The sequence below is a fragment of the Paenarthrobacter sp. OM7 genome, assembly GCF_029873575.1.
Classification (GTDB): domain Bacteria; phylum Actinomycetota; class Actinomycetes; order Actinomycetales; family Micrococcaceae; genus Arthrobacter.
On the sequence record NZ_CP123579.1, the window covers coordinates 2,752,221 to 2,778,549 of the forward strand.

Here is a 26,329-nt window from a genome sequence, read left to right on the forward strand (position 1 = left end):
CCGCTACTTGGTGGTGGTGATATCGAAGTCTGCGCCCAGGCCGGCCAACTTCTCGGTAAAGCGCTCGTAACCGCGGTTGATGATGTCGATGCCCGTCACCCTGGAGGTACCAGTGGCTGCCAGCGCCGCGATGAGGTGGCTGAAGCCGCCTCGAAGGTCCGGGATGTCGATGTCGGTACCCCGGAGCGGGGTTGGTCCTGAGATGACGGCGGAGTGAAGGAAGTTCCGCTGTCCGAACCGGCACGGGACACTGCCCAGACACTCGCGATGCACCTGGATGTTCGCGCCCATCCGGGCCAACGCATCGGTGAACCCGAACCGGTTTTCGTAGACGGTCTCGTGGACGATCGACACGCCTTCTGCCTGTGTCAGGGCCACGACCAGGGGCTGCTGCCAGTCCGTCATGAAACCGGGGTGGACGTCCGTTTCCAGGACCAACGGGGACAGCTTTCCGCCCTGGTGGTAGAAGCGGATGCCGTCGTCGCCGATGTCCATACCGCCACCCACTTTGCGGTAGGTGTTCAGGAAGGTCATCATGTCCCGCTGCGACGCGCCTTCAACGAAGATGTCGCCCCTGGTCACCAACGCAGCGGACGCCCAGGACGCGGACTCGTTGCGGTCCGGGAGAGCACGGTGGTTGTACCCGCGGAGATCCTTGACGCCTTCAATCCTGATGGTGCGGTCAGTCTGGACGCTGATGATGGCGCCCATCTTCTGCAGGACAGCAATGAGGTCGATGATCTCGGGCTCAGTTGCGGCACCGATGAGTTCAGTGATGCCTTCAGCTCGCGTTGCGCTCAGCAGCACCTGCTCCGTGGCACCAACCGATGGATACGGAAGGGAGATTTTGGCGCCATGGAGGCCGTGCGGTGCGGAGATGTGGATACCGCCCGGGCGCTTTTCCACTACTGCACCAAACTGGCGAAGCACGTTCAGGTGGTAATCGATGGGCCTGTCGCCAATTTTGCAGCCACCCAGGTCAGGGATGAAGGCCTCGCCAATGGCATGGATCAGGGGCCCGCACAGCAGGATGGGAATACGGGAATCCCCGGCGTGGGCGTCAATGGCGGTACTGGACGCAGTCTTTGCATCCTTGGGGTCAAGGGTGAGGTCACCCGTGACCGGATCCTTCACTACTGTCACGCCGTGCAACTGCAGCAGGCTGGTAACAACCTCTACGTCCTTGATTTCCGGCACGTTCCTCAGCACCGATGGTTCGCTGCCCAGCAACGCCGCCACCATGGCCTTGGGCACCAGGTTCTTGGCACCGCGAACGGTCACTCGTCCTGTTAAGGGGACGCCACCGCGGATTGTCAGAACACTACTCATCTATACCGGTTTCCTCACGACTACTCGCCCCCCAAACTTACAAAGGCTCCAGCTAAGCATAGAAGCTCGCGTTACCGAACCGAAATGGACGCACCCGGCGCCGCGAGCTTCAGCCATCAGTTGAACGTTGACGAAAAAGGACCGGCAGGCACTCCCACAGGGTGCCCACCGGTCCTTAATCTGCAGCTTGCGGCCTCAAACGGCGGCGCTATCCAGCTTGAACCTTCGCAGGAAGCGTCTTGGGCTTGAAGGAAGGACGCGTGGCCTCGTAGGCGGTGATGTCTTCTTCATGCTGAAGTGTCAGGCCGATGTCATCGAGGCCTTCCAGGAGGCGCCAGCGGGTGTAGTCGTCAATGTCGAACGGAGCCACGATGTTGCCGCACTCCACGGTCTTGCTGACAAGGTCAACCTTGACTTCGGTGCCCGGAGCGTTCTCCAGCACTTTCCAGATGAGCTCAATGTCATCCTGCGCGACCTGCGCGGCGAGCAGGCCCTGTTTGCCGGAGTTTCCCCGGAAGATATCGGCAAAGCGGGAAGACAGTACGGCTTTGAAACCGTAATCCTTCAGCGCCCAGACGGCGTGCTCGCGGGATGAACCCGTGCCGAAGTCCGGCCCGGCCACCAGGACCGAACCGGCATTGAACGGGGCTTGGTTGAGGATAAAGGAATCATCCTTGCGCCAGGCGGCGAAGAGTGCGTCTTCGAAGCCTGTCCGCGTGATGCGCTTGAGGTAGACAGCAGGGATGATCTGGTCGGTGTCCACGTTGCTTTGGCGCAGCGGCACGCCGATGCCGGTGTGGGTAGTGAATGCTTCCATGGTGATCCTCCTAGACTGCGGTTCCGGTCAGGCTGCCTGCCGGGACGGACTCCAGGTCCGACGGCGAGCTCAGCGTGCCGCGCACAGCCGTGGCTGCGGCAACGACGGGTGAGACCAAGTGCGTGCGGCCTCCCTTGCCCTGGCGGCCTTCAAAGTTGCGGTTTGACGTCGACGCGCAGCGCTCCCCCGGCTCCAACTGGTCCGGGTTCATGCCCAGGCACATGGAGCAGCCGGCGAAGCGCCATTCAGCCCCGAATTCCTTGAAGACCTTGTCCAGTCCCTCGGCTTCGGCCTCCAGCCGGACACGGGCCGATCCGGGGACCACCAGCATACGGACGTTGGGATCCTTCTCACGGCCGCGGATGATGTCGGCGGCAACGCGGAGGTCCTCAATCCGGGAGTTCGTGCAGGATCCCAGGAAGACCGTGTCCACACGGATGTCCTTCATGGGCGTGCCGGCTTCCAGGCCCATGTACTGGAGCGCCCGCTCGGCTGCGGCCTTGGCGTTCTCATCACCGAAGTCCTCCGGAGAGGGCACTTTCGCCGAGAGGGAAACGCCCTGGCCGGGATTGGTACCCCACGTCACGAACGGCTCCAGGGTGTCCGCGTCCAGGTCCACCTCAACGTCAAAGACGGCGTCGGCGTCGGTGTGGAGCGTGTTCCAATACTCGACCGCGGCGTCCCAGTCAGCACCTTCTGGTGCGTGCGGGCGGCCCTGCATGTAGTCGTAGGTGGTCTGGTCCGGGGCCACCATGCCTGCGCGTGCGCCTGCCTCGATGGACATGTTGCAGATGGTCATGCGGGCGTCCATGGACAGGGCGCGAATGGCCGAGCCGCGGTATTCCAGGACGTATCCCTGCCCGCCGCCTGTGCCGATCTTGGCAATGACCGCGAGGATGATGTCCTTGGCCGTCACGCCGGGACGCAAGGTGCCTTCGACGTTGATGGCCATGGTCTTGAACGGCTTCAGGGACAGCGTCTGCGTTGCCATGACGTGCTCAACCTCGGACGTACCAATACCCATGGCCAACGCGCCGAAGGCCCCGTGGGTTGAGGTGTGGGAATCGCCGCAGACCACTGTCATGCCCGGCTGGGTCAGGCCCAGTTGCGGGCCGACCACGTGCACGATCCCCTGTTCCTTGTCTCCCAGGGAGTGCAGGCGGACCCCGAATTCCTTGCAGTTGGCACGCAGGGTTTCAATCTGGGTGCGGCTGGTGAGGTCGGCTATAGGCTTGTCGATGTCCAGCGTGGGGGTGTTGTGGTCCTCCGTGGCAATGGTGAGGTCAACGCGGCGCAGCTGCCGGCCGGCCAAACGCAGGCCTTCAAAGGCCTGCGGTGAGGTCACTTCATGTACCAGGTGAAGGTCGATGAAGAGAAGATCGGGCTGGGCGTTGGCTCCTTCGCCTTCACCTTTGCGCACTACGTGCGCGTCCCAGACTTTCTCGGCCAGTGTCTTTCCCACGGCCTTGCTCCCTTCACTGCGTTGGCTTGTTGCGTTGTTCTTGATCCACTGAAGCAGCATCGCTGCGAAATAGGCCAGCGAAAGAACTTGCATCTCAGATATTGAGACGGCAATATCATTACATGGACAATTCTAGTGGAGTCGGTGTCATTGATAAAGCGGCCCAGGTACTCGATGCCCTCGAGGCCGGGCCCACGACACTCGCCCAACTTGTAGCGGCTACGGGCCTGGCCCGGCCTACGGTTCACCGCCTCGCGCTGGCGCTGGTCCACCACCGGCTGGTGAGCCGCGACATCCAGGGACGCTTTGTCCTGGGCAGCAGGCTCGTGGAGTTGGCCTCCGCTGCAGGCGAAGACCGGCTGATCGCTTCTGCGGGACCGGTCCTGATCCAGTTGCGCGACGCGACCGGTGAAAGTGCCCAGATTTTCCGCAGGCAGGGCGATTGGCGCGTCTGCGTCGCATCAGCCGAACGCCCCATCGGCCTGCGCGACACCATCCCGGTCGGCACCCAGCTGTCCATGAAGGCCGGCTCCGCCGCCCAGGTCCTGCTGGCGTGGGAGGACCACGACCGCCTTCTTGAAGGGCTGCAAAACGCCCGCTTTACGCCCACCGTGCTGGCAGGAGTACGACGCCGGGGCTGGGGTCAGAGCCTCGGCGAACGCGAGCCCGGGGTCGCGTCGGTCTCTGCCCCCGTTCGTGGACCGTCCGGCCGGGTCATTGCGGCCGTGTCGATTTCGGGTCCCATTGAGCGGCTTACCCGCCAGCCGGGCCGCCTGCATGCCGAAGTAGTCTGCAACGCCGCCCGGGTGCTGACGGAAGCCTTGCGAAAGAACAACGATTAGGCCCGCCATGGACAACTACGCCGTCTTCCTCCGCGGCATCAATGTTGGTGGCATCAACATCAAGATGGCCGACCTCAAGGCTGCACTCCAGGACTACCCGTTCGCCAAGGTCAAAACCCTCTTGGCCAGTGGAAACGTCGTGCTGCAAAGCGAGCTCAAGGCTCATGAGGTCAAGACGCAGTTCGAGCAGTGCCTGCGGAAGACCTTCGGCTACGACGCCTGGGTAGTGGTCCTCACAGCAGCAAGGGTGGCCGACCTCGTGGAGGCCTGCCCCTACCCGGCTGATGACAAAACCACCCACAGCTACATCACCCTGGCCTCCGATACTGCGATGCTTGATGAACTCTTTGAAGCAGGTGCTGCCCTGGACGGCGTGGAGCAGGTACGGCTGGGCCCTGAAGCGTCAGCGTGGCTGGCACCCGCCGGCGGCACCCTGGACAGCCCGTTCAGCAAACTCTCCGCCAAAGCCCGCTACAAAGCCGGCACCACCACCAGGAACCTGCGCACCCTCATCAAAGTCCGGGATGCGGCCGCGGCCCTCTAAGCTGCACTCCTTCACTTGGAGCGGGCCGCCTTCAGCGCGGCGTTGAACGCTTTCAAGCGCGTAATTTCCACCTCAACAGGCTCCACGATCCTCTGTTCGGCAACTGATGCCACCGCGGACTTCAAGCGTTTCGCTGCCCCCGACGCTCTGATGCGCGCAGCCCAGCCTCCAAGAATCCTTCCAGTTATGGCGAGGACGATCCCCAGCCCAACTCCCCCGGCGACCATGAGGGTAGGCCACGGCCACCCTTCCGTTCGGGGAACCTCGGGCACCGGCATTTGGAAGTAACCGAGAGCGGCCAACACCCCCAGCCACCCCAGGCCCCCAACGGCCAGCACAAGCGCCAGCCATTGGAGGGTGTTGAACAACGCCCACCACAGTGGCCGCTGCGTGGCCTTCAGGTCAGTACCGGCGATGGCTTGATCCAAGGCATCGGGCAACTGCTCCCGGCCGTCCCTAGCCACGGCGCGGATTGCTGCCCGCCATGGTCCCGGTGCCCCGGCGGATGCGTCGTCCGCAAAATCCCGGACCGCAGCATCGGTGCGCGCCCGCTCCGGAGCACCGGCGGGCGGCAACGATGTCCGGCTGAGTTCGGGCCTGGTGTCCTCCCGCCGCAGGTTCAGCCTCCGCAAGGGATCCGGACGGAAGCGCAGCAGCCAGCGCGTCACGGGCCATCCGGTCCTGCGGGCCGACTCCCTCTTGAAGGACCGCTGGACTGCGTCCACCACCACCGGCACGTTGGCCGCCGTCGCCAGTTCAGACGCAAGCCGCGCCTTGGCGCCTGCAGTGATGCCGCGGGCTTCACCGTCGCCGGACGCCTCGGCGAGTTCCGCGCCGGCTTTGACGACGTCGGCCGCCAGCCTCCGCGTTGTTGCCTCGCGTTGGACCACGACGTTCCTGATGGCAGCACGGACGGCAGGGACGCCGTCGCCGGTTAAAGCTGAGGCACCCACCACGCGGACTGTCCCCAGCCCGTCACGCTCCAGGATGCCCTCCAGCGATTGCATCACAGCAGAAGCATCCGCTGCGTTGAGCCTGTCCACCTGGTTCAGCACCACCAGGGTGACGGCGCCGTGGGAGGCCATGGGCCGAAGGAAGTCATTATGCACGGCGGCATCAGCGTACTTTTGCGGGTCCAGGACCCAGACGAGGACATCCACCATGCCAACCATGCGCTGGGCGATCTCGCGGTTTTCCACCCTGGTGGAGTCGAAGTCCGGCAGGTCAAGGAGGACCAGGCCCGTGTCTGCGTCGGCCAGCCCCGGGACAGGTGGCAACGTATGCCGTTCCTTGACGTCCAGCCAGTCGAGCAACGGGCCGCTGCCGTCCTCACCCCAAATTCCCGCCAGGGGCGCTGAAGTCGTGGGGCGTCGTGCTGTCGCGGTGGCGAGCCCGCTGCCGGACACTGCGTTGAACAATGAAGACTTACCGCTGCCCGTGGCCCCGAAAAAACCCACCACGGTGTGGCCGGCCGACAATGAACGCCTGGAGGTGGCACGCTCCAGGACGTCGTAGACAGATTGCAGGTTGTCGTCCGGAAGCACGCCTTCAGCGAGTTCACGGGCCGTATTCAGCGCCTCGAGCCGCCGCTGCAGTTGGGATGCCTCGCGCACCTGGCCGTGGCGGCTCATGCGGCCCCCGCCAGGCGGCGGAGGATCTTGGCGTGCTGGGCCAGCTGGTTCCCTGAGCTTGGATGTGCCGCTTCAAGGCGGTCGAGGAAACGCAGCCGTTCATCGTCCAGCAGCCGTTGGCACTGCGTATGCAGGTCATCCCGCGCCTGCTGCGCCAGGCGACGCACGGCGTCCTCGCCGAATACGGCTTCCAACAGCTTCTGGCCGACTACCGCCGTGCCGCCGGCGATGCCAATCTCCAGCCCGCTCAAGCCTGCGGTCATGGAGAACACCACCACCATGAGCGCAGCGCCCAGGCCGTTGACGCCAAAGGACAACCAACGGGCCTGGGTCCGTTTTCCCTGCCCCTGGGTGCGGATCATCTCCATCAGGCCTTCCTGCCAGGTCCGAATGGCAGCGGCAGATTTCGCGTCGAAACCCTCGCTGGTCCCTGAAAGATCATCGGAGCCAAGGAGGTGGCGGCCCGCAGCGTCAGCACGCCAGCGCCGGTCCACGTTTTCTGCTGCAGTGGCGGCCTCGTCCAGGATTACTGCCTGCAGCCCGGTCTCGATGGCGGTCTCCACCTTCACCGCGGGAGCCGGCTCTCCGCGGAAGAAAGCGCCCACACGGTCCCGCATACGCCCGATGTTTTGCTCCAATGCCCGGAAGAATTCTCCAGTGCCCACAAAGTCCTGCCATCGCGCCAGTACCTCTCCGCGGAGCAGTGCACCGTCCTTGGTGGCCGCAAGAATGCGGGAAAGGGCCAGCTCATACTCCTGGACGCAGGTGGTGTGGAGTTCGTGCGCAGCAGCATCCTGGGCTGATGCGGCTGCGGCGATGCCCTCCAAGCGGACGCTGACGGCTTTGACAGCTCCATTAAGAGTCCGCCGTGCGACGTCCGCCCTTCCAGCTGCGTTCGCTGCCAAGGCACCCAGCCATTGGCGCAGAGCTGACACCGATTCCTCCGGCAGCATTCCCAGCCCGTCCAAGGCACTTTCAGGAACGACGAAAAGCTCCGCCCCACTGAGCCCCTGCCGGTCCAGCATGGCTTTAAGGTCAGTCCTGACTTCTTCTTCCGCGGCCGGGGGCACGCGGTCCAACACCACGGCTACGGTGATGTCACGAGAGGCCGCATCCAGGAGCAGCCGCCAGGGGACGGCGTCGGCGTAGCGGATGGCCGTGGTGACGAATACCCAGAGGTCCGCGGCCGCAAGCAACTGTCCAGCGAGCCTGCGGTTGTCATCTGAGATCGAGTCGACGTCCGGCGCGTCCAGGAGGGCTATGCCCTGCGGCACGGCGTCATGGCCCACCAACACCAATGATGTGATCGCGTGGGCGTCCGGCGCGGGACCTGCCTGGTTGGCAGGCCTCGGATTTGTTGACACGGTCCCTCGGATGCGGTCCAAACTGGGAAGTATCCTGTGGCCTTCAAACCATCCGGCGTCGTTGGGGTGGTGCAGGAGGATGGGTTGGCGTGTGGTGGGCCTGATGGCGCCTGCCCTGGTTACCGGATAACCCACCAGCGCGTTGACCAGCGTGGACTTCCCCGCGCCTGTGGAACCACCAACGACGGCCAACAGCGGCGCATCCAGGCTGCGGTAACGGGGAATGATGTAGTCGTCGAGTTGTGCGAGGGAATCGCGGATCCATTGACGGGCTTCCGGGGCCTCCGGCACGGCCAGGGGAAGGGTGGTGGCCGCAAGCTCCGCGCGGGCAGCTTCCAAGGCCTCGACGGCGGCTGCCGCACCTTGAGGTACGGGGGTTCGCCGGATAGCTGCCGGGTCTTCGTTTGCGGTCACAGCATCATCATGCCAGCCCGACCCACGTCCCGGGCGCCCGGCAGGCGTTATGGGCACAACGAAGGCAAAAAGAAATCCCCCGGAACCGTAGTTCCGGGGGATTCAGTGGTGACCCCAGCGGGATTCGAACCCGCGTTACCGCCGTGAGAGGGCGGCGTACTAGGCCGCTATACGATGGGGCCTTGCACTTTTGTCGCCGTTTCCGGCGATCAAGCTGAATGAGTATTTCATACTTTCAGCTCCGTTCCAAATCGCTTCAGCGACTTGGAGGTTCCAAATTTCCGGCGTATTCACGCGGATTTTCAGAGCTGGGATACCAGGACTCGAACCTAGAATGACGGTACCAGAAACCGTAGTGTTGCCAATTACACCATATCCCAAAGTGACTTTCGGACCGGAGTTCATCGCTTCGGTTTCCCTCAGCTTTTCCCTCCGTGCCCCTCAGCACGAGTAATGACTCTACCGGAGTCTTGCCACCTGCACAAATCGGGAAGGCGTTACCTGCATCACATGATTCGCGCCGCTGGATGCGTACCCTCAACGGCGCTTGGGACGGTGGCAAGCAAGCGTGTCAGGGAGTCCACTTGGCGTCCGGTGAATTCCTCCACAACTTCTCCGGTCCTGTTGAGCCACACGCCGATCAACCCTGCCGCCGTGGCGCCATCAGCGTCGAGCAGCCTGTTATCCCCCACGTAGAGCGTCTCGCCCGCCGCCGTGCCCAGGAGGCGCACGCCCTCGAGGTAAATGGCAGGATCCGGTTTGGGCACGCCAACAGTATCTGTGCCCACCAAAACCTTGATCCTGGAAAGACCTGCACCGTCCAACTTGGCGCGCTGGTAATCGTGCACGTTATTGCTCACCGCTCCATAGGGAATGCCCGCGGCGTCGAGTGCATCCAGTACCTCTCCGACGTCGTCGAAGGCCCTCACGTATGCCGTCTGGCGCTGGTGGTACTCCGAGACCCAGGCCTGGGACTCGTCGCCCTCACCAAGTTCCACACCGAAGTGACCCAACGCAGCCCTGCCGCGAAGCAGCCGCTGTTCATTGAACGTCAGCTCGCCGGCCAGGTAACGGTCATAGAAGTGCGTGGTCTCGTGCGTAAAAATGCGGCCGAACTTCACCCACCCGGCCTGGTCCAGGCCGGGCAGGAGATGTTCGCTGACGTCACGCAAGGCTGTGGTCATGGCGTACTCAAGGTCCACCAGGGTGTCATCGATGTCGAAGAGGACACCGCGGATAGTGCCGAAGGAGCTTGCGATTGCCATGACTGAAGCCGTCCTTAGCCGCGGAAAGCGCGAACGCGGGCCAGGGATGAATCCTTACCAAGGATCACCATGGATTCGAACAGCGGCGGAGAGATGCGGCGGCCGGAGATGGCCGTGCGCACAGGCCCGAAGGCGGCCCGGGGCTTGATGCCCAAGTCCTCCACAAGAGCCTGCTTCAGCGCCGTCTGGATGTTCTCAGCCGTCCACTCCTCGATGGGCTCCAGCGCTGCCAGAGCGGCGTCGAGGACCTCGTCCAGGTTGGCAGGGAGTCCCTTCCGGGCGTCATCTGCTACGTCAATGGCGTCGTCGGCCTTGAACAGGAACGCCAGCATCTCAGGAGCCTCACCGAGAAGGGTGATGCGTTCCTGCACCAGCGGGGCGGCCTCGGCAAGAATCTCTTCCTGCCGCGGTGTGAGGATCTCCCCTACCAACCCGGCAGCACGGAGGTAAGGGGCCAAACGCTCTTTGAAGTCTTCCGGCGCCAGCAGACGGACGTGCGTTCCGTTGATGGCCTCGGCCTTCTTGATATCGAAGCGGGCCGGGTTGCCCAGGACATCGTGGATGTCGAAGTTGGCCACGAGCTGTTCCACGGTGAAGATGTCCTCATCTGCGCTCAGCGACCAGCCAAGCAGGGACAGGTAGTTGAGCAGGCCCTCGGGGATGAAGCCACGCTCGCGGTGCAGGAACAAGCTGGACTCGGGGTCACGCTTCGAGAGCTTCTTGTTGCCCTGGCCCATGACGTAGGGCAGGTGGCCGAACTCCGGCATGTACTCGGCAACACCGATGGCGTAGAGCGCACGGTACAGTGCGATCTGGCGCGGGGTGGAGCTCAGCAGGTCCTCGCCGCGCAGGACGTGGGTGATCCCCATCAGCGCGTCATCCACCGGGTTCACCAGGGTGTACAGCGGGGCGCCATTGGCACGGACAACTGCAAAGTCGGGAACGGAACCGGCCCTGAACGTGATCTCGCCGCGGACGAGGTCGTTGAAGGTCAGGTCCTCGTCCGGCATGCGGAGACGCAGGACAGCCTCGCGGCCTTCGGCCTTGAACTGTGCCAGCTGTTCCTCGGTCAAGTGACGGTCAAATCCGTCATAGCCGAGCTTCGGGTCGCGGCCTGCGGCTTTGTGGCGGGCCTCGATCTCATCCGGCGTGGAGTAGGACTCATAGACGTGTCCCCCGGCCTTAAGCTTGGCGATGACGTCCTGGTAGATGTCGCCGCGCTGGGACTGGCGGTACGGCTCGTGCGGGCCGCCGACCTCTACGCCCTCGTCCCAGTTGATCCCGAGCCACTTGAGGGCATCCAGCAACTGGTGGTAGCTCTCCTCGCTGTCACGGGCAGAGTCGGTATCCTCGATGCGGAAGATCAGTTTGCCGCCAGTGTGGCGCGCATACGCCCAGTTGAACAGGGCGGTGCGGATCAGGCCAACGTGCGGCGTTCCCGTCGGCGACGGGCAGAAACGGACGCGGACCGGAGTCTCGGCGTTGACGGCAGGGATGGCGCTGGAGGCAGCGTTCGACGCAGAAGCAGTAGTCATAGTGGTTCCAACTTTACCGCTTGGCGCCGCCCCGGTTTCCCGGCTGGAAGCGCCCGACGGCGGCACTGACCATTCGTGCGAAAGGTCAGTGCCGCCGTCGAACCCTGGCTTTTTGAGGTTTCGCTGGGAGCCTAGCGGCGAACAACCGGGTTGGACAGGCGTCCGATGCCTTCGATCTCCACCTCAAAACGGTCGCCCTCACTGACCAGGCCGACGCCTGCCGGGGTACCGGTCATGATGACGTCGCCCGGAAGGAGCGTGAATGCGTGGGAAACGATCGAGACGAGTTCGCGGACGCCGCGGATCATCTGGCTGGTGCTGCCGTCCTGGCGGAGCTCACCATTCAGCCGTCCCTGGATGGACAGGTCTTCGTGGTCGAGCTCGGTTTCGATCCACGGGCCCAGCGGCGCGGAGGTGTCGAAACCCTTGGCACGGGCCCACTGGAGGTCCGTCTTCTGGACATCGCGGGCGGTGAGGTCGTTGCCGCAGGTGTAGCCGAAAATGACGTCGTCCGCGCGATCCTCCGGGACGTCCTTGCAGATGCGGCCGATGACCACGCACAGCTCGGCTTCGAAGGAGACCTCCTCCGAGAACTCAGGGAGGATGATGGGGTCGTTCGGGCCGATCACCGAGGTGTTGGGCTTCAGGAACAACAAGGGCTGCTGGGGAACTTCGTTGCCGAGTTCCGCTGCGTGCTCGGCGAAGTTCCGGCCGACGCCAATCACCTTGCTGCGGGGAATGATGGGCGCCAGGAGCCGCACGTCCTCGAGCTTGTGCTTCACATGGGTACGTTCGACGCCGTTGAAGAACGGGTCGCCGTTAATGACAGTGATTTCCTCACTGCCGGGCTCGCCTTCAACAACGCCGTAAAGGGGATCAGAATCAACTACAAACCGGGCGATACGCATGGGCTCAAGCCTACAGTCCGGGCTTAGCTCCGGAGGTAATCAAGTTGCGCTGCCACGGAAGTCTCCGCCGCCCACCTGACGGAAGGGTCGACGTCGGGATAGACGGCGTCGGTGACGGCGGATATCGAGGCGTCCGGCCCCAGGTTTTTCAGGGCCGCCCTGATCTGGTCAAGGCGCTGTTCCCGGTGGTCCCGGTACTCCCGGCATTTCTCGTCCAAAGCAGGGAGTACCGGGCCATGGGCAGGCAGGAGGATTGCGGGACCGAGGGCTTCCAACCTGTCCAGGCTTGCGAGATAGTCCCCCAACCGGCCATCCGGGTAGTCCAAAACGGTGGTGCCGCGCCCCAGGAGGGTGTCACCTGTGAGGACGGAGCCGACCGGCCCGTCGCCCGGGAGATGGAAGCAGACCGAGTCGGAAGTGTGGCCCGGCGTTGCAACGACGCGGATTTCAACGCCGCCTGCCGTGAGGACCTCGCCGTCCGTGAGTGGCTCGCCTCCGTGACAATGCTCCGCAGAGGCAGCCCGGACCGGAGCCCCTGTCAGCTGATGGAAGCGGGCCGAGGCCTCAGTGTGGTCCGCATGGCGGTGGGTGATCAGCACCACATCTACGGTGCCCGCCGCTGCGAGTACGGCCAGATGCCGTTCGTCGGCCGGTCCCGGGTCCACCACAGCCACATGGCCGGAGCCCGGCGCGCCAATGATGTACGAGTTGGTGCCGTCCAGACTCATGGGGCCGGGGTTGGGGGCCAACCGGAAGCGGGTTAGGTCGCTGCTGCGCTGCAGGGAAGAGCTGCCGTCGCTTTGAGAATTATCTGCAGCCGCCATTGATTCTGAAGTCACTCTCCCATCTTGGCACCTCCGCCGATCCTCTCTCACATCCCACGCCCTTCCCGCCGATCCTCTCTCACATCCCACGCCCTTCGCGCCGATCCTCTCTCACAGAGTCTCAAGAGTGGATCGATTCGAAGAGACAACACAGCAGCAGGCCTCAACCCGTGAGCGAGCGCCACCCCAAACCCTTGGAACCTGATAGAGCGTCCACCCCAAACCCCAGGAACCTGATAGAGCTTCCACCCCAAACCCCAGGAACCTGATAGAGCTTCCACCCCAAACCCCAGGGAAGTGAGCGGGCGTCCGGGAAGCAGAACGGCGGCCCTTCCGCTTGATAACCAAGTGAAGGGCCGCCGTCGTGCGGTGGCGTTTCGGGACGTCCGGAGGCTACACCAGGCGGGTCAGCCAGCCGTGGGTGTCCTCGACGGTTCCGGTCTGGATGCCCAGAAGCTGCTGGCGGATAGCCATGGTGGTGTCGCCGGCCTTTGCGTCCTCGGAGCCGATGAACTCCGTGGCGTCCTTGAGCACACCGATTGGTGTGATCACGGCTGCCGTACCGCAAGCGAAGACCTCGGTGATCTCGCCGGAGGCCACGCCGTCGCGCCATTCGTCCAGGGTGATCTTGCGTTCGGTGACTTCGCGCCCCATGTCCTTGGCCACCTGGATGACGGACATCCGCGTGACGCCTTCAAGGATGGTGCCGCTGAGGGCAGGAGTGACGAGCGAACCGTCCTTCATGACGAAGAAGACATTCATGCCGCCGAGTTCTTCCACGGCGTCGTCGTTGAAGTGGTCCAGGAACAGTACCTGCTTGCACCCGTTCGCTTCGGCTTCCTGCTGCGCGATCAGGGAGGCTGCGTAGTTGCCGCCGCACTTCGCAGCACCGGTACCGCCACGGCCGGCACGGGCATATTCACGGGAGATCCAGATGGAGACGGGCTTGAGCTCGCCGCCGAAGTAGTTGCCGGCAGGGGAAGCAATGACCCGGAAGGACACTTCGCGGGCAGCCCGGACACCGAGGAACGCCTCCGTCGCGATCATGAACGGACGCAGGTACAGCGCTTCACCGTCGCCGGACGGAACCCATTCCTTGTCGGCCTGCACGAGTTCGCGGATAGCTCCCAGGAAGTACTCCTCGGGCAGCTCCGGGAGGGCGAGGCGACGCGCGGACTTGTTCAAGCGCGCAGCGTTGGCTTCGGGCCGGAAGGTCCAGACGGAACCGTCAGCGTGACGGTAGGCCTTCAGGCCCTCAAAGATTTCCTGGCCGTAGTGCAGGACCGCGGCCGAAGGGTCCAGGGAGATGGGTCCGTAGGGCTCAATCCGGGCATTCTGCCAACCGCCATTGCCATCGGCGTCGACTTTGTAGTCGACGACGGCGGTGTGGTCGGTGAAGTAGTCGCCGAAGCCTGGGTTCGCCAGGACGGCTGCACGCTCCTCAGCAGACTTCGGGGTTTCCGAAAGCTGCTGGCTGAATTCGACGCCATGGACAGTCTGAGTCATGTTTCCTCCACAGTCAGCTACCTGGCAGGGCGAACCGGGTCCCCAAAAAGGGTGTGGTTCAGCGATGGACCAGGGAAGCAGGTAAATAATTCAAGACAAGCTTACGCCTGCGTAATGGGCCTAAAGTGCGGCCGCGATGGCATCGCCGATGGCAGCTGTGCTGCGCGGCGCGCCGGTGCGGCTTTCGACGTCGGCGACGACTGCCGCCTCAATCTTTCGGGCCGCCGTGGTGTAGCCAAGGTGGTCCAGGAGGAGCACTGCGGAGAGGATGGCCGCGGTGGGATCAGCTTTTTGTTGTCCGGCGATATCCGGGGCGGAGCCGTGGACGGGCTCGAACATGGACGGCGAGGTGCGGTCCATGTTGATGTTGCCCGATGCCGCCAGGCCGATGCCGCCGGTCACGGCAGCAGCGAGGTCGGTGAGGATGTCGCCGAAGAGGTTGTCGGTGACGATGACATCGAAGCGGGAAGGGTCGGTCACCATGAAGATGGTGGCAGCATCGATGTGCAGGTAATCGTGGGTGACGTCAGGGAATTCCTGGGCCACTGCTTCGACGGTGCGCTTCCACAAGTGCCCGGCGAAAACCAGCACGTTGTGCTTGTGGACGAGCGTGACGTGTTTGCGCGGACGATCGTTGGCACGACGGAAGGCATCGCGGACAACGCGCTCCACGCCGTGGGCGGTGTTGAGGGAAACCTCGGTGGCTACCTCGTGGGGCGTACCGCCGCGCAGGGTGCCGCCGTTGCCAACGTAAGGGCCCTCGGTCCCCTCGCGCACCACGATGAAGTCGATGGCGCCGGGGTTGGCCAGGGGGCTGCCGACGGTTCCGTACAGTCGCGAGGGCCGCAGGTTCACGTAGTGGTCCAGGCTGAAGCGGAGCTTGAGCAGCATTTCGCGCTCGATGATGCCGGACGGGATGCGGGTATCGCCCGGGGCCGCACCGACTGCCCCGAAGAGGATGGCATCGCGGGTGCGGAGGTCGGCCAGGACCTCGTCCGGGAGGGTCTCGCCGGTCTCAAGCCAGTGCTGGGCACCGAGCTTGTAGTTGGTCAGTTCGAGGGCAACGCCTTCGGCGGCGACAGCCTTTTCGAGGACCTTGACGGCTTCGGCGATGACCTCAGGGCCAATGCCGTCGCCAGGGATGACAGCGAGATTGATGGACGTTGCACTCATAGCTCTATCTAGCCAAGCAATCCACATGCTGGTCAAAATCGTCTCATTCTGCGAACACTGATGTCCGGAAGGAGTCAGACCACGGCATGACGCCTCCGCGTTAACAAGCGCATAGAGTCTAAGCGTGGATAGAAGGCACGCAGTATATGAATGGTTCCGGATCAACCGCTTCATTGTGGACCTCACGGCAACGTGCCTGCTGATCCTCCTCTTTGGCCCGGTGTACCTGATCGCTGACCGTCCATGGCTCTCACTCTTATCCTGCAGCCTCCTGCTCCCCCTGGCTTGGCGGCGCACCCGACCTGCCATGGCTGCCGGCGCGGTGGTCATCGTATGCCTGATCCAATGGGCGGTGGGCGCCGAACCCGTGGCGGGGCAAATCGCCGTTCCCTTGATCATCTACGCGACGGCGGCTTATGGGCCTGCGTGGGCCAGCCGCAGTGTCCTGATTGCAGGCCTCGCCGGCGGCGTCATGCTGACCACCCGGCTGTTCTCGACCACTGTGGAATCGGGAATCATGGGTCTTACCATCGGCACGCTGTACACCGTCCTGATCTGGATGCTGGTGCTGGTGAGCTGGACCCTTGGCGACCTCACACGCGTACGCAGGCTCCAACTTCAGGCCCTGGAAGACCGAACGCGGCGCCTCGAGGTGGAACATGTGCAGGAACGTAAGCTGGCCGCCGCGGACGAGCGCTCCCACATTGCCCGGGAAATGCACGACATCGTGGCGCACTCCTTGTCCGTGATCATCACCCAAGCCGATGGAGCCCGATACGCCGCTGCCGCGAAACCTGAACTCGCTACCGAAGCGCTGGCTACCATTGCCGCCACGGGCAGGGACTCCTTGGGCGAGATGCGCAGGCTGCTGGGTGTCCTTCGCTCCGACGACGACTCCCCTACCCGCCCGCAACCGCGGCTCTCGGACCTGGATGAACTCCTCCTCGGGTTCCGTGCCGCCACCCTCCAGGTGGCTTTTGAACAGAGCGGCGTCCCCCGCCGCGCACTTCCGGCCGGAGCGGAGCTCACGGCGTATCGCATCATCCAGGAAGCCCTCACCAATGTCATGAAGCACGCGGGACCGAAGGCGGCCGCGGGCGTCACCCTGACGTGGCAGGCCCGGGGCCTGCAGCTGGACATCGTCGACGACGGCCGGGGCGCCGCCGCTGATCCGCCGGCACCCGGCGGCGGCAACGGCTTGCTGGGCATGGGTGAGAGGGTCTCCCTCTACGATGGTTCTTTGACCGCAGGCCCTAAGCAGGGCGGCGGTTTCCGTGTGTCCGCTTTCATCCCGTATTCGGAGGCCTAAGCCATGCCAGAACTTCCTGCGCCCATCAGGGTGGCACTCGTCGACGACCAACAGTTGGTCCGTTCGGGTTTTGGCATGCTGATCAATTCGCAGCCGGACCTCGAAGTCGTGGCTGAGGCAGGCAATGGGATCGAGGCTGTCCAGGCCCTGTCCGCTACCGCCGCCGACGTGGTCCTGATGGATGTCCGCATGCCCGGGATGGACGGCATAGAAGCGACCCGACGCATCCTGGAACAGGCGGCGGCACAACCCTCCGGTTCGCAGCGTGCGGAGATCAAGATCGTGGTGCTGACCACCTTCGACTTGGATGAGTATGCACTGGCCGCCATCCAGGCCGGGGCAAGCGGGTTCCTCCTGAAGGACGCTCCACCCGAAGAGCTCCTCGAGGCCATCCGCACCGTGTACCGTGGGGACGCGGTGATAGCTCCCTCCACTACCCGGCGTTTGCTGGACCATGTGGCACCGTTGCTGAGGACACAGACGCCTGAGCAGACCGAGCATGCTGCCGCCGTCGAACGCCTGACAGCCCGCGAGCGCGAAGTGTTCCAACTGATCGCCCAAGGACAGTCGAATCCCGAGATCGCAGCAGGGCTGTTTCTCTCCGAGGCCACGGTGAAAACCCATGTGGGGCACATCCTTGCCAAGTTGGGTGCCCGTGACCGGGTGCAGGTGGTGGTCATCGCCTATGAGACCGGCGTTGTAGCCCCCGGCTCCTAGCACCTCAGACCACGGTATGAGGGCACCCGCCGGACAATGGGCCCATGGCCCGATCCTGACGGGGTGCAGCAAAACATAGCGTGAACCCATGACAACTTTCACGCCTCTCTCCCACCCGTCAGGAACCGATCGACCCACGGGGTCGGATGTGGCCCAGGCCCGACCCGCCGTCGAGGCCCACGAGCTGACCAAGAGCTACGGCCGCGCCGATACCACCGTGACCGCGTTGAACAAGGTGTCGGTGAGTTTTGACGCCGGAAAGTTCACGGCCATCATGGGTCCCTCAGGTTCAGGGAAGTCCACCTTGATGCATTGCCTGGCCGGCCTCGATACAGCGGACTCCGGCCGCATCGTCCTGGGGGGCACCGAGCTGACCGGCCTCAACGACCGTCAGCTCACCGCGCTCCGCCGGGAGAGGATCGGATTCGTTTTTCAGGCGTTCAACCTGGTGCCTACGTTGACGGCCGAGCAGAACATCACGCTTCCGCTCGCTTTGGCGGGGACCACCGCCGACGCCGGGTGGCTGGATACCGTTGTCAGCACCCTTGGTTTGAAGGATCGCCTGAAGCACCGCCCCCATGAGCTTTCCGGCGGCCAGCAGCAGCGCGTAGCAGTAGCCCGCGCCCTGTTGACCCGTCCCGACGTCGTTTTTGGCGATGAGCCTACAGGCAACCTGGACTCCAAAGCCGGCGGCGAAGTGCTGGCGTTACTCCGCCGGAGCAGCCAGGAGATGGGCCAGACCATCATCATGGTCACCCATGATCCCGTGGCCGCCAGTTATGCCGACCGCGTTGTCCTGATGAGCGACGGCGGCTTGGTGGGCGAGATCCACGATCCCACCGCGGACTCCGTCCTGGCAGCCCTCGGCAAGCTGGGAGCCTGAGCATGCTGCGTGTTGCCGTTTCCCAACTGACGACGCACTTCCGGCGGTTTATCGCCATCGGCCTCGCCGTCATGTTGTCCGTGATGTTCCTCTCCGCCACGCTGATGGTGGGTGCGAGCACGAATGCTTCCTTGGGGGCCAGCATCGGTGAGGCGTACCGAAACGCTGACCTTGTTGCCACATCCAAGAACGGTGAAGCATTCACCCCGGCCGCTGTGGAGGCTGCCGTCTCCTCCCCGGCAGTGGAGGAAAGCTACGCGGAGCGTTCCACGTACGTCACGTTCGAGGCCGGCGGCGGAGAGCAGTATGGCCGCCTGCGGAATGCGGCGCCCGCAGCCTTGGAAGGTGCCGTGCTTTCTTCCGGGTCCATGCCTTCGAAGGCCTCTGAGGCTGTGATCGACGTCAAGACAGCCGGGCATCTGGGCCTCAGTGTTGGCAGCACGCTTGAGCTGCACGGGGCGGGACCTGTCAAGAATGCCAAGGTGACCATCACCGGCCTGATCCAAGCCACCAATGATCCTTTCTCATCATCGGCAGCGCAGTTGGTGGCGTCCGAATCGGTCCTGAACGCGGTCCAGGACGCGGGTTCCGGTTTTACCGGAGTGCAGTTCTCGCTCAAGGCCGGCGAGGACGTGGCCGCCGCAAAGGAGTACATCACCCATCGCATGGAAGCTGCGGGAGCTACCGGGCCTGTGCTGGAAACGGCCCAGGAGAAGGTGACCTCCACTGTTGCCATGCTGAGCGCTGGGCAGGACCAGCTGACCATCGTACTGCTCGCGTTCGCCGGCGTGGCCATCCTTGTCTCCACTTTGGTGGTGGCCAACACCTTCTCTGTACTTGTGGCACAACGGACCAGGGAGTTGGCGCTCCTGCGCTGCCTCGGTGCCGGGCGGGCACAAATCCGTGGGTCCGTCATGCTCGAAGCCCTGGTGGTCGGTTTCCTTTCCTCTGTGGTGGGCGTCCTGGCGGCCACGGGCTTGATGACCGGGCTGATTGCCTGGGCCAAGTCCCAGCCTGAGCAGGCCTTCGCGACGCTGGCTGTACCGCCGTCGGCCATTATCGCCGGCCTGGTGGCAGGAACTTTGTTGACCGTGGTCGCGGCGTTGGTTCCCGCCAAGGCGGCTACCGCCGTCGCGCCCCTGGCCGCCTTGCGGCCCAGCGATGACGCATCCGTCCGGAACAAGCGCGGCAAGGTACGCCTTGTGCTGGGCTTGTTGGCCCTGCTGGGCGGAGCAGCAGCGCTGGTGTACGGCAGCGTCAACGTATCGCTGGGCGTTGCGCTGCTGGGCGGAGCCGCCTCCTTCGTGGGTATTCTCCTGTGCTCCACGCTGTTCATCCCCACGGTGGTTGCCCTGGCCGGCAGGCTCGCCGCACCCGCGGGAGTGCCGGGCAAGCTCGCGGCCGTGAACGCCACGCGCAACCCTGCCCGCACCTCTGCGACCGCGGCCGCGCTGCTCATCGGCGTCACGTTGGTATCGCTCATGATGACGGGAGCGGCCACATCCCGGCAGGCATTCAACGACACCCTGGCCGAGAACTACCCTGTGGACCTTTCAGCACAGACTGCCGTGGATGGTTCAGTCGACCACCGGCAGGCCCTGGCGAGGATCAAGGCGCTCGACGGCGTCAGCGCTGCGGTCATGCTGCAGCCGTTAGGAACATTCGGCGATTCCGCTGCACCGGACAGCGGCATGACGATCTACGGCCTTTCCGCCGCAGATGCAGCGTCTGTGCTGCGCGATAACAACCTGAAGCCGGGCCCGGGCCTGGTTTACCTTCCAGAAGACTCTCCAGAGGGTGCTGCGACCATCTCGACGGCGGAGGGCACGGTTTCGCTCGACGCCAAGGTGCTGCGGACCCGCCACGTCCCGGCGTTTGTGGAAAGCTCCAGCATCGCTGCGTCCCCGCTGCCGGAAACGGCATCCATGGTATGGGTGAAGCTGGATGATTCCGTCTCAACGGACCGGGTGCAGGCTCTCCAGAAAGACATCGCGGCAGCATTGGGGGTGCAGGAGCGAACCGTCAGTGGGGCCGCGATCGAGCGGGTGACGTTCAACAGCATCATCGATGTGCTCTTGTTGGTTGTCACCGGTCTGCTTGGTATCGCCGTGGTGATTGCGCTGATCGGCGTGGCGAACACCTTGTCCCTCTCGGTCCTTGAGCGGACCAGGGAGAACTCCCTCCTCAGGGCCCTTGGCCTCACTCGGGGCCAACTGCGCGGAATGCTGGCCATCGAAGCCGTGCTCGTCGCCGGCGTGGCCGCCATCATGGGCGCAGGCATGGGGATCGTCTACGGATGGCTGGGGGCGCAGGCAACACTGGGAGGCGTAGCCAGCGTTGTTCCTGCCGTGCCGTGGATGCAACTGGCCGCAGTCTTCGGGGTGGCCGTGGTGGCCGGACTGCTGGCCTCGGTGATCCCTGCCCGGCGCGCCGCACGCCTCTCCCCCGTCGAGGGTCTAGCCACCGCCTAAGGCAGCAACGCTCTCTCACATCATCACGCCAAACGAGAATCGCTCTCTCACTTCCCGCGGTCATACTGTCGGAAAGTGAGAGAGCGATTGCTCTTCATGGATGGTATGTGAGAGAGGGTCCTAAGCTTCGGCGGGCTCTTCGAAGCGGGGGAAGATCGGGGCTGGAGCCGGCAACTGCGTGCCTGCAACGATCGGCGTGGCGAGCGCGGCGAACTGCCTCGCCTCGCCTTCGGCCTGGCCCAGCACTTCAAGCAGCTTGGCGGACGACGACGGCATGACCGGCTGGGCGAGGATCGCTACGATCCTTACTACCTCCAAAGTGACATACAAAACCGTGTTCATACGCGCGATGTCGGTCTTCCGCAGCACCCAAGGGGCCTGGTCGGCAAAGTAGGCGTTGGTATCGCCCAATACGGTCCAGATGGCTTCCAGCGCGCGGCTGAATTCCTGCTTGTCGAAGGCTGAGCGGGCTGTTTCCAGCAACTCCCCTGCCTGCGTCAGCAAGGCAGTGTCCTCCGACGTGAACTCTCCGGGCACCGGGACCTTGCCTTCACAGTTCTTCGCCACCATGGACAACGAACGCTGGGCAAGGTTTCCGAAGTTGTTGGCGAGGTCCGAGTTCATGCGGCCCACGATCGCTTCGTGGTTGTAGTTGCCGTCCGCACCGAACGGAACTTCGCGGAGGAAGAAGTACCGGCACTGGTCCAAACCGTACTGCGCCACAAAGTCCTGCGGCGCGACGACGTTGCCCAGGGACTTGGACATCTTCACGCCATTGTTGGTGAGGAAGCCGTGGATCATGACGCGCTGTGGCAGCTCAAGCCCGGCGCTCATGAGGAACGCAGGCCAGTAGATCGCGTGGAAACGCGAAATATCCTTGCCGATGACGTGGACGTCGGCAGGCCAGAACTTCTTGAAGGATTCCGACTCGACGTCGGGGTAGCCAACGCCGGTGAGGTAGTTGGTCAGGGCATCAACCCAGACGTACATGACGTGCTTCTCATCGCCGGGAACAGGAACACCCCAGTCAAAGGTGGTGCGGCTGATGGACAGATCCTCGAGACCACGCTTGACGAAGCTGATGACCTCGTTGAAGCGGGACTGCGGAGCGCCGAACTCAGGCTGCGCCTCATAAAGGGCAAGGAGCTTCTCCTGGTAGCTGGAAAGCCGGAAGAAGTAGCTTTCCTCCGCGGTCCAGGTGACCAGCGTGTCCGTCTCCTTGGAGTAACGGAGACCGTCCTCTTTCACCACGGTGTCGTCTTCGACGTAGTATGCCTCGTCACGGACGGAGTACCAGCCCTCGTATTTGGACAGGTAGATGTCGCCGTTGGCTTCCATCTTCTTCCAGATGGCCTGCGAGGCGGCGTAGTGGTCCTGGTCGGTGGTGCGGATGAAGCGGTCATGGGAGATGCCCAGGTCCTGGCTCATCTGCTTGAACGCAGCCGAGTTGCGGTCGGCGAGTTGCTTGGCAGTGATGCCTTCCTTCTCGGCAGACTGCTGCATCTTGAGTCCGTGCTCGTCCGTTCCGGTCATGAAGAACACTTCATGACCGTCAAGGCGCTTGAAGCGCGCCATGGCATCAGTTGCAATGACCTCGTAGGCGTGGCCGATGTGCGGCACGCCGTTGGGGTAGCTGATTGCGGTGGTGATGTAGAACGGGGATTTCTCTGGAGACGTCACTCTAAGAAGTTACCTTTTTTTGGGATGAAATAGCTTAGTTAAGTTCGGTCAGCGTATCGCTGAGCCGCACCAGCTCGTGGTCATGGGAGGCCACCAGGACAGCGATGCCATCGCTCGTGGTGTCCTTCAGGATCCCGATAATGCGGTTGGCTGCTGCCCGGTCCAGGCTGGCCGTGGGTTCATCCACTACCAGCACACGGGTGCCCAGGATCAGCGCGCGGGCGATGGCGACGCGCTGGCGCTCACCGCCGGAGAGCTGTGCGGGACGGTGCCGCATGCGGCGACCCAGGCCCACCAGGTCCAGGAGGTCCTTGGCCATTTCCGTCCGCTGTTCCACTTCGCCATCGGGCACCGCGGGAAGCAGGACGTTCTCCAGGGCGCTCATGCCGTCGATCAGGGCGCCGCCCTGGTCCACATAGCCGATGAGCGCGCGGCGGCGGTCAGCAATTTCGTCATCGCCCATGGTGTCCAGCGGCACGCCCTCCCAAAAGACCTTGCCCGACGTCGGGAGCGTCAGTCCGGCGCTCACGGTCAAGATGCTGGTCTTGCCGGAGCCGCTTCGGCCGGCGATGCAGTGCATCTCACCGGCGTGCAGGGTGAGGTTGAAGTCGTCAACGACGTCCACTTCCTCGGCGCCGCCCTTGTCGCCGCCGTAGTGGATGGTCACGCGGCTCAATTCCAAGGGAGTTGCGTGGTCGGAGGCCTTCACGATCGTGTTGGCGCGGGTCTGCAGCGACTCTTCCGTGGATTCCGGGGTGGCCGCCAGCTCGGGGTTGAGTTTGTCAGTCATTTGACTACTTTCGTTGCAATCGGAATCCAGCAAATTACGGCCAGCAGTCCGGCCAGACCGGCCCACAGGGCCGCGTAGGGAGCCAGCAGCAGTCCCAGCCCCAAGGCGCCAAGGACGCCCAAGGGAAGAGCCACTGTGCCTACAAGTGCGTTCTCGAAGAAGCGGACCTGGCCCAGCATGTCCGGGTTCCAGCCCATGGCCTTCAAGGTACCGAGGTACTCCCGCTTGGCATGGAGTTCAAAGCGCCCGGTCACAAGGGTCAGCAGCAAGCCCACCACGACTCCGAAGACCGCCAGAATGACGCTCGGCAAGGCGATGCTTGCAGCTGCCAGGCCACTCAAAGCACTGGCACCGGCTGCGCGGGGGATGTCAATCAGCAGGGCGATCAGGGCACCCACTGCAGCGCCGAACACGCCTACTGCCACGGCAAGGGAGATGGAGTTGAACCGGTTGGTGGTGAGCTGCCGGTTGGCGAACGTCAACGGGGAATCCACCGTTACCAGGCGATCATCGTGCTGCGGTTCCTGGTCGATCACTACACGGTGACGCAGCTGCTGGGCTGCCAGCAGCGCGGCTCCGCTGTAGATGATGAGCATGGTCACGGAAACAATGACGGTGGCAATATTCCAGCTGAGCAGGCTCAGGATGAGACCGGCCGCAGCAAGGGCCGCAGCTCCCACCGCAAACTCTTCAAGGACCCAGGACCGGATGCGTTTCTGCGTCCAGCCCATCGCCCTGAGAATGCCTGCTTCGCTCCGGCGTTGGCGGATGTAGCTGACCGTCGAGGCGCCTGTCAGGAGAGTTGCGCCCAAGAGCGTCAGGAAGAGCAAGGTGATGTTGGTACCGGTCAGCGAACCGGAGACGGCATCGGCCGCATCCTGGCGGACCCAGGACTGCTGGACGGTGCCCAACGGTGATTCCTTGCCGGCGTCGTCCTTGCTGTAGCCGGAAACAAAGATATTGGCATCTTCGCGCGCGGAACCTGCAACGACTGTGGCTTCAAGGCCGAGCCCGCGAATCTGCGTGGCCAGCTTCTCCACCTCGGGCTGGGCCGTTTTCCAGTTGCCGGCGGCCGAGGCCTTGACCCGGACGGCGTCAATAACGTCGGCGTTGGTGTCGTAGCCACGGGCTGCGGCTAGACCGTAGTAATCGGTGATGGCACCGGCGGACTGGCTGACCAGGCCCGTAGCGCTCAACGAAGGCTTCAGTTCCGTGCCTTCGACATCCTTGCCCTCAGCGTCCTTGGTGAGCGTCATCGGCGTGGGATCGTAGCCGCCCAGAGGCAGCTTGTTGACGTCCCCGGCTGCTGACTGGACGTCGGCGGGGTCAAACGTGCCGTACACCATGGGCAGCGGCGCGGCCGGCTTCTTGCCTGTTTCCAGGTCCTCGCGGTAGGAGCGCTCATCGACTGGTTTGCGCTGCGTCTGGTCCACGGCGGCACCGAAGGAGGACTTCTCAGGCAGGCGGTTGACCGTCACCCAGTCCCCCGGCGTCGCGCTCTTGTCCGAAGCGCCGTTGGAAGCTTCGTCGCCGTCCTTGTACTTGGGGGCTGCTGCAAACGCCGCGCTCCAGGTGGCGGGGTTGTACAGGCCTTGGCTGAAGGAAGCCGTGCTTCCGAGCAGCTTGCTGTGATCTGTTGAACCCGGCCATTCGAGGGCGAACGGCGACTTGGACACGAAGGGGAGGTAATCCTTGTCCAGGCTCCGCGTCACCGTGCCGACCTCATTGACTACCTTGCCACTGGCATCCAGTTCCTCGATCTTCACCGAGTACTGCAGGTCAAGGGAGGTGCCGGAGCGGACAATCAGCGGGATGGCCTGGGAATCGTCAGTCAGCAAACCGTCACGCTTGGCCTGCTGGTACTGGGTCATCAGCGGCGCCCAGTACTTGAGCTTGACGCCCAGAAAGTCAGGACCTTCTTCCAACTGGTCCATGCTGAGGCCTGTGGTGAAAAGGCTTTCGAAGTGGCGTCCGATTGCTCCTGCGTCACGCGCATCGGCCGGCGGAGCCTTCTCAAGGGGTGCCAGGAAGTCGCCTGCGGATCCCAACAGCGCCCTTTCGGCGGCGGGGTCCACCGCGACGACGGACTCGGTCACCTCAGGGGCCAGGGGCAGCGCCACCGAGAGGTTGAAAAGATTGTGCTCGGAGCCAAGTGCGGGAGCCGGGAATTTGATGCCGGTCTCGCCTTCGGGTCCGGCGATCCTGACGTTGGAGCCGCCCGCAGCCTGCTCCTGGATCAAGCGGCCCTTGCCCAAGGTGCCCTCTGCGCTGGTCTTGAAGAGCGTCTGCTGGTTCACACCGTCAGAACTCGTGGCAGAGGCCGTCAGGCGGTACTTCTTGGGGGTATCGGACAACACCGATTCCGCAGCGGGCCATTTGCTGGAATCCATGGCCGAAGGATCCCCCGCGGTCACGGCTCCGGCCAGGCCGGCGTTGTACCCGAGGTAGTCCATGGCATTGAGGCGGGGAGCCTCCAGGTTCTGCGAAACGCGCGAAACCAGGCTGATGGGGGCGGCCACAGCCGTTTGGCCCATGGTGCGGATCTTCTCCAGCTGCTCAAAGCTGATGCCGCCTTGGCCGTTGGCGATTTCCGGCTGGATCAAAGCACCGCCGTCGCCATCTTGGGCCTGGTCCGGCTTGGCCTGGACCAGGATGTCGTAGAGTCCCCGCGAGTTCTCATCCACTGTCCGGTTCAAAGCAGCCTGTGACTGGCTTTGGACGAGGACGGACAAGCACATTGCGACGATCAAAATGGCCGCGGTCAGCAGCAGCACACGGCTTCTGATGAACCTTTGGACGGCGTTCATTGGGCTCCCTGAGACCTTGATTGCGGGCGCGCACACAGAGACCGGAATTCCTCAAAAG

Annotated in this window: 20 protein-coding genes and 2 tRNA genes; 6 read left to right on the forward strand and 16 right to left on the reverse strand. The window is 63.8% G+C overall.

Translation table 11 applies throughout. From position 1 onward, the window contains the following. Positions 1–3: 3 nt before the first annotated feature. The 3 genes from murA to leuC form a co-directional block, all read right to left on the reverse strand. The gene (gene murA, locus QEH68_RS12705) at positions 4–1,329 is read right to left on the reverse strand and encodes a UDP-N-acetylglucosamine 1-carboxyvinyltransferase (RefSeq protein ID WP_089595453.1); all 1,326 of its coding nucleotides are present in this window, start codon (positions 1,327–1,329) and stop codon (positions 4–6) included. A gap of 208 nt (positions 1,330–1,537) precedes the next feature. After that, the gene (gene leuD / locus QEH68_RS12710; RefSeq protein ID WP_089595454.1) at positions 1,538–2,146 is read right to left on the reverse strand and encodes a 3-isopropylmalate dehydratase small subunit; all 609 of its coding nucleotides are present in this window, start codon (positions 2,144–2,146) and stop codon (positions 1,538–1,540) included. A gap of 10 nt (positions 2,147–2,156) precedes the next feature. After that, the gene (gene leuC / locus QEH68_RS12715) at positions 2,157–3,608 is read right to left on the reverse strand and encodes a 3-isopropylmalate dehydratase large subunit (protein WP_207597580.1); all 1,452 of its coding nucleotides are present in this window, start codon (positions 3,606–3,608) and stop codon (positions 2,157–2,159) included. A 122-nt stretch (positions 3,609–3,730) separates the two neighbouring features. Between leuC and QEH68_RS12720 the strand changes: the two genes are divergently transcribed. Next, complete coding sequence (locus tag QEH68_RS12720) at positions 3,731–4,450, forward strand: IclR family transcriptional regulator (RefSeq protein WP_014922101.1); 720 nt, start codon at positions 3,731–3,733, stop codon at positions 4,448–4,450. Positions 4,451–4,457: 7 nt separating this feature from the next. Then, the gene (locus QEH68_RS12725; RefSeq protein ID WP_280623031.1) at positions 4,458–4,994 is read left to right on the forward strand and encodes a DUF1697 domain-containing protein; all 537 of its coding nucleotides are present in this window, start codon (positions 4,458–4,460) and stop codon (positions 4,992–4,994) included. Positions 4,995–5,005: 11 nt separating this feature from the next. Here the strand turns inward: QEH68_RS12725 and QEH68_RS12730 are convergent, their stop codons facing one another. From QEH68_RS12730 to QEH68_RS12775, 10 genes are all read right to left on the reverse strand, one after another. Next, the gene (locus QEH68_RS12730) at positions 5,006–6,625 is read right to left on the reverse strand and encodes a GTPase (protein ID WP_280623032.1); all 1,620 of its coding nucleotides are present in this window, start codon (positions 6,623–6,625) and stop codon (positions 5,006–5,008) included. Beyond that, positions 6,622–8,403 (reverse strand): dynamin family protein, encoded by a 1,782-nt coding sequence (locus QEH68_RS12735; protein ID WP_280623033.1) that lies wholly within the window; start codon positions 8,401–8,403, stop codon positions 6,622–6,624. The genes QEH68_RS12730 and QEH68_RS12735 overlap by 4 nt, the downstream gene beginning before the upstream one ends. A 106-nt stretch (positions 8,404–8,509) precedes the next feature. Further along, positions 8,510–8,585, reverse strand: a tRNA-Glu gene (locus QEH68_RS12740). 126 nt (positions 8,586–8,711) lie between these two features. Beyond that, positions 8,712–8,783 (reverse strand) — tRNA-Gln (locus QEH68_RS12745). Positions 8,784–8,909: 126 nt separating this feature from the next. Continuing rightward, entirely contained in the window at positions 8,910–9,668 is a 759-nt protein-coding gene (locus QEH68_RS12750; RefSeq protein WP_207593824.1) for an HAD family hydrolase, read from the reverse strand. A 14-nt stretch (positions 9,669–9,682) separates the two neighbouring features. Then, positions 9,683–11,203: a glutamate--tRNA ligase gene (gene gltX, locus QEH68_RS12755; RefSeq protein WP_280623034.1), complete on the reverse strand. Its 1,521-nt coding sequence runs from the start codon at positions 11,201–11,203 to the stop codon at positions 9,683–9,685. A gap of 131 nt (positions 11,204–11,334) precedes the next feature. After that, complete coding sequence (locus QEH68_RS12760; protein WP_207593826.1) at positions 11,335–12,111, reverse strand: fumarylacetoacetate hydrolase family protein; 777 nt, start codon at positions 12,109–12,111, stop codon at positions 11,335–11,337. 23 nt (positions 12,112–12,134) lie between these two features. Beyond that, positions 12,135–12,935, reverse strand: a complete 801-nt coding sequence (locus tag QEH68_RS12765) for an MBL fold metallo-hydrolase (RefSeq protein ID WP_280628010.1) — start codon at positions 12,933–12,935, stop codon at positions 12,135–12,137. 393 nt (positions 12,936–13,328) lie between these two features. Beyond that, positions 13,329–14,441 carry a branched-chain amino acid aminotransferase gene (locus QEH68_RS12770; RefSeq protein ID WP_280623035.1) on the reverse strand — a complete coding sequence of 371 codons (1,113 nt, stop codon included), beginning with the start codon at positions 14,439–14,441 and terminating at the stop codon, positions 13,329–13,331. 120 nt (positions 14,442–14,561) lie between these two features. Then, entirely contained in the window at positions 14,562–15,614 is a 1,053-nt protein-coding gene (locus tag QEH68_RS12775; RefSeq protein ID WP_280623036.1) for a 3-isopropylmalate dehydrogenase, read from the reverse strand. Between the two features lie 124 nt (positions 15,615–15,738). Here QEH68_RS12775 and QEH68_RS12780 point away from each other — a divergent pair, with 124 nt between their 5' ends. From QEH68_RS12780 to QEH68_RS12795, 4 genes are all read left to right on the forward strand, one after another. Beyond that, positions 15,739–16,923: a histidine kinase gene (locus tag QEH68_RS12780; protein WP_207593829.1), complete on the forward strand. Its 1,185-nt coding sequence runs from the start codon at positions 15,739–15,741 to the stop codon at positions 16,921–16,923. A 3-nt stretch (positions 16,924–16,926) separates the two neighbouring features. Beyond that, a complete protein-coding gene (locus QEH68_RS12785) occupies positions 16,927–17,640 on the forward strand; it encodes a response regulator transcription factor (RefSeq protein ID WP_207593830.1) in 714 nt (237 codons plus the stop codon). Positions 17,641–17,728: 88 nt separating this feature from the next. Next, positions 17,729–18,523 carry an ABC transporter ATP-binding protein gene (locus QEH68_RS12790; protein ID WP_280623037.1) on the forward strand — a complete coding sequence of 265 codons (795 nt, stop codon included), beginning with the start codon at positions 17,729–17,731 and terminating at the stop codon, positions 18,521–18,523. 2 nt (positions 18,524–18,525) lie between these two features. Next, the gene (locus QEH68_RS12795) at positions 18,526–20,994 is read left to right on the forward strand and encodes an ABC transporter permease (protein WP_280623038.1); all 2,469 of its coding nucleotides are present in this window, start codon (positions 18,526–18,528) and stop codon (positions 20,992–20,994) included. A gap of 120 nt (positions 20,995–21,114) precedes the next feature. Here the strand turns inward: QEH68_RS12795 and metG are convergent, their stop codons facing one another. The 3 genes from metG to QEH68_RS12810 are packed head-to-tail and all read right to left on the reverse strand — an operon-like array spanning position 21,115 to position 26,271. Beyond that, complete coding sequence (metG, locus tag QEH68_RS12800) at positions 21,115–22,674, reverse strand: methionine--tRNA ligase (protein ID WP_280623039.1); 1,560 nt, start codon at positions 22,672–22,674, stop codon at positions 21,115–21,117. A gap of 34 nt (positions 22,675–22,708) precedes the next feature. Next, positions 22,709–23,464, reverse strand: a complete 756-nt coding sequence (locus tag QEH68_RS12805; protein ID WP_207593834.1) for an ATP-binding cassette domain-containing protein — start codon at positions 23,462–23,464, stop codon at positions 22,709–22,711. Further along, positions 23,461–26,271, reverse strand: coding sequence for an FtsX-like permease family protein (locus QEH68_RS12810; protein WP_280623040.1), 2,811 nt, complete (start codon positions 26,269–26,271; stop codon positions 23,461–23,463). The genes QEH68_RS12805 and QEH68_RS12810 overlap by 4 nt, the downstream gene beginning before the upstream one ends. Between the last annotated feature and the right edge of the window lie 58 nt (positions 26,272–26,329).

Excerpts from the sequence above, each read along its gene's own strand:
- QEH68_RS12795 (WP_280623038.1), top strand. The coding sequence starts at position 18,526 with ATGCTGCGTGTTGCCGTTTCCCAACTGACGACGCACTTCCGGCGGTTT.
- QEH68_RS12790 (WP_280623037.1), top strand. The coding sequence starts at position 17,729 with ATGACAACTTTCACGCCTCTCTCCCACCCGTCAGGAACCGATCGACCC.
- QEH68_RS12720 (WP_014922101.1), top strand. The coding sequence starts at position 3,731 with ATGGACAATTCTAGTGGAGTCGGTGTCATTGATAAAGCGGCCCAGGTA.
- QEH68_RS12730 (WP_280623032.1), bottom strand. The coding sequence starts at position 6,625 with ATGAGCCGCCACGGCCAGGTGCGCGAGGCATCCCAACTGCAGCGGCGG.
- QEH68_RS12765 (WP_280628010.1), bottom strand. The coding sequence starts at position 12,935 with ATGGCGGCTGCAGATAATTCTCAAAGCGACGGCAGCTCTTCCCTGCAG.
- leuD (WP_089595454.1), bottom strand. The coding sequence starts at position 2,146 with ATGGAAGCATTCACTACCCACACCGGCATCGGCGTGCCGCTGCGCCAA.
- QEH68_RS12770 (WP_280623035.1), bottom strand. The coding sequence starts at position 14,441 with ATGACTCAGACTGTCCATGGCGTCGAATTCAGCCAGCAGCTTTCGGAA.
- QEH68_RS12760 (WP_207593826.1), bottom strand. The coding sequence starts at position 12,111 with ATGCGTATCGCCCGGTTTGTAGTTGATTCTGATCCCCTTTACGGCGTT.
- QEH68_RS12775 (WP_280623036.1), bottom strand. The coding sequence starts at position 15,614 with ATGAGTGCAACGTCCATCAATCTCGCTGTCATCCCTGGCGACGGCATT.
- murA (WP_089595453.1), bottom strand. The coding sequence starts at position 1,329 with ATGAGTAGTGTTCTGACAATCCGCGGTGGCGTCCCCTTAACAGGACGA.
- QEH68_RS12785 (WP_207593830.1), top strand. The coding sequence starts at position 16,927 with ATGCCAGAACTTCCTGCGCCCATCAGGGTGGCACTCGTCGACGACCAA.
- QEH68_RS12750 (WP_207593824.1), bottom strand. The coding sequence starts at position 9,668 with ATGGCAATCGCAAGCTCCTTCGGCACTATCCGCGGTGTCCTCTTCGAC.
- gltX (WP_280623034.1), bottom strand. The coding sequence starts at position 11,203 with ATGACTACTGCTTCTGCGTCGAACGCTGCCTCCAGCGCCATCCCTGCC.
- QEH68_RS12805 (WP_207593834.1), bottom strand. The coding sequence starts at position 23,464 with ATGACTGACAAACTCAACCCCGAGCTGGCGGCCACCCCGGAATCCACG.
- QEH68_RS12810 (WP_280623040.1), bottom strand. The coding sequence starts at position 26,271 with ATGAACGCCGTCCAAAGGTTCATCAGAAGCCGTGTGCTGCTGCTGACC.
- QEH68_RS12725 (WP_280623031.1), top strand. The coding sequence starts at position 4,458 with ATGGACAACTACGCCGTCTTCCTCCGCGGCATCAATGTTGGTGGCATC.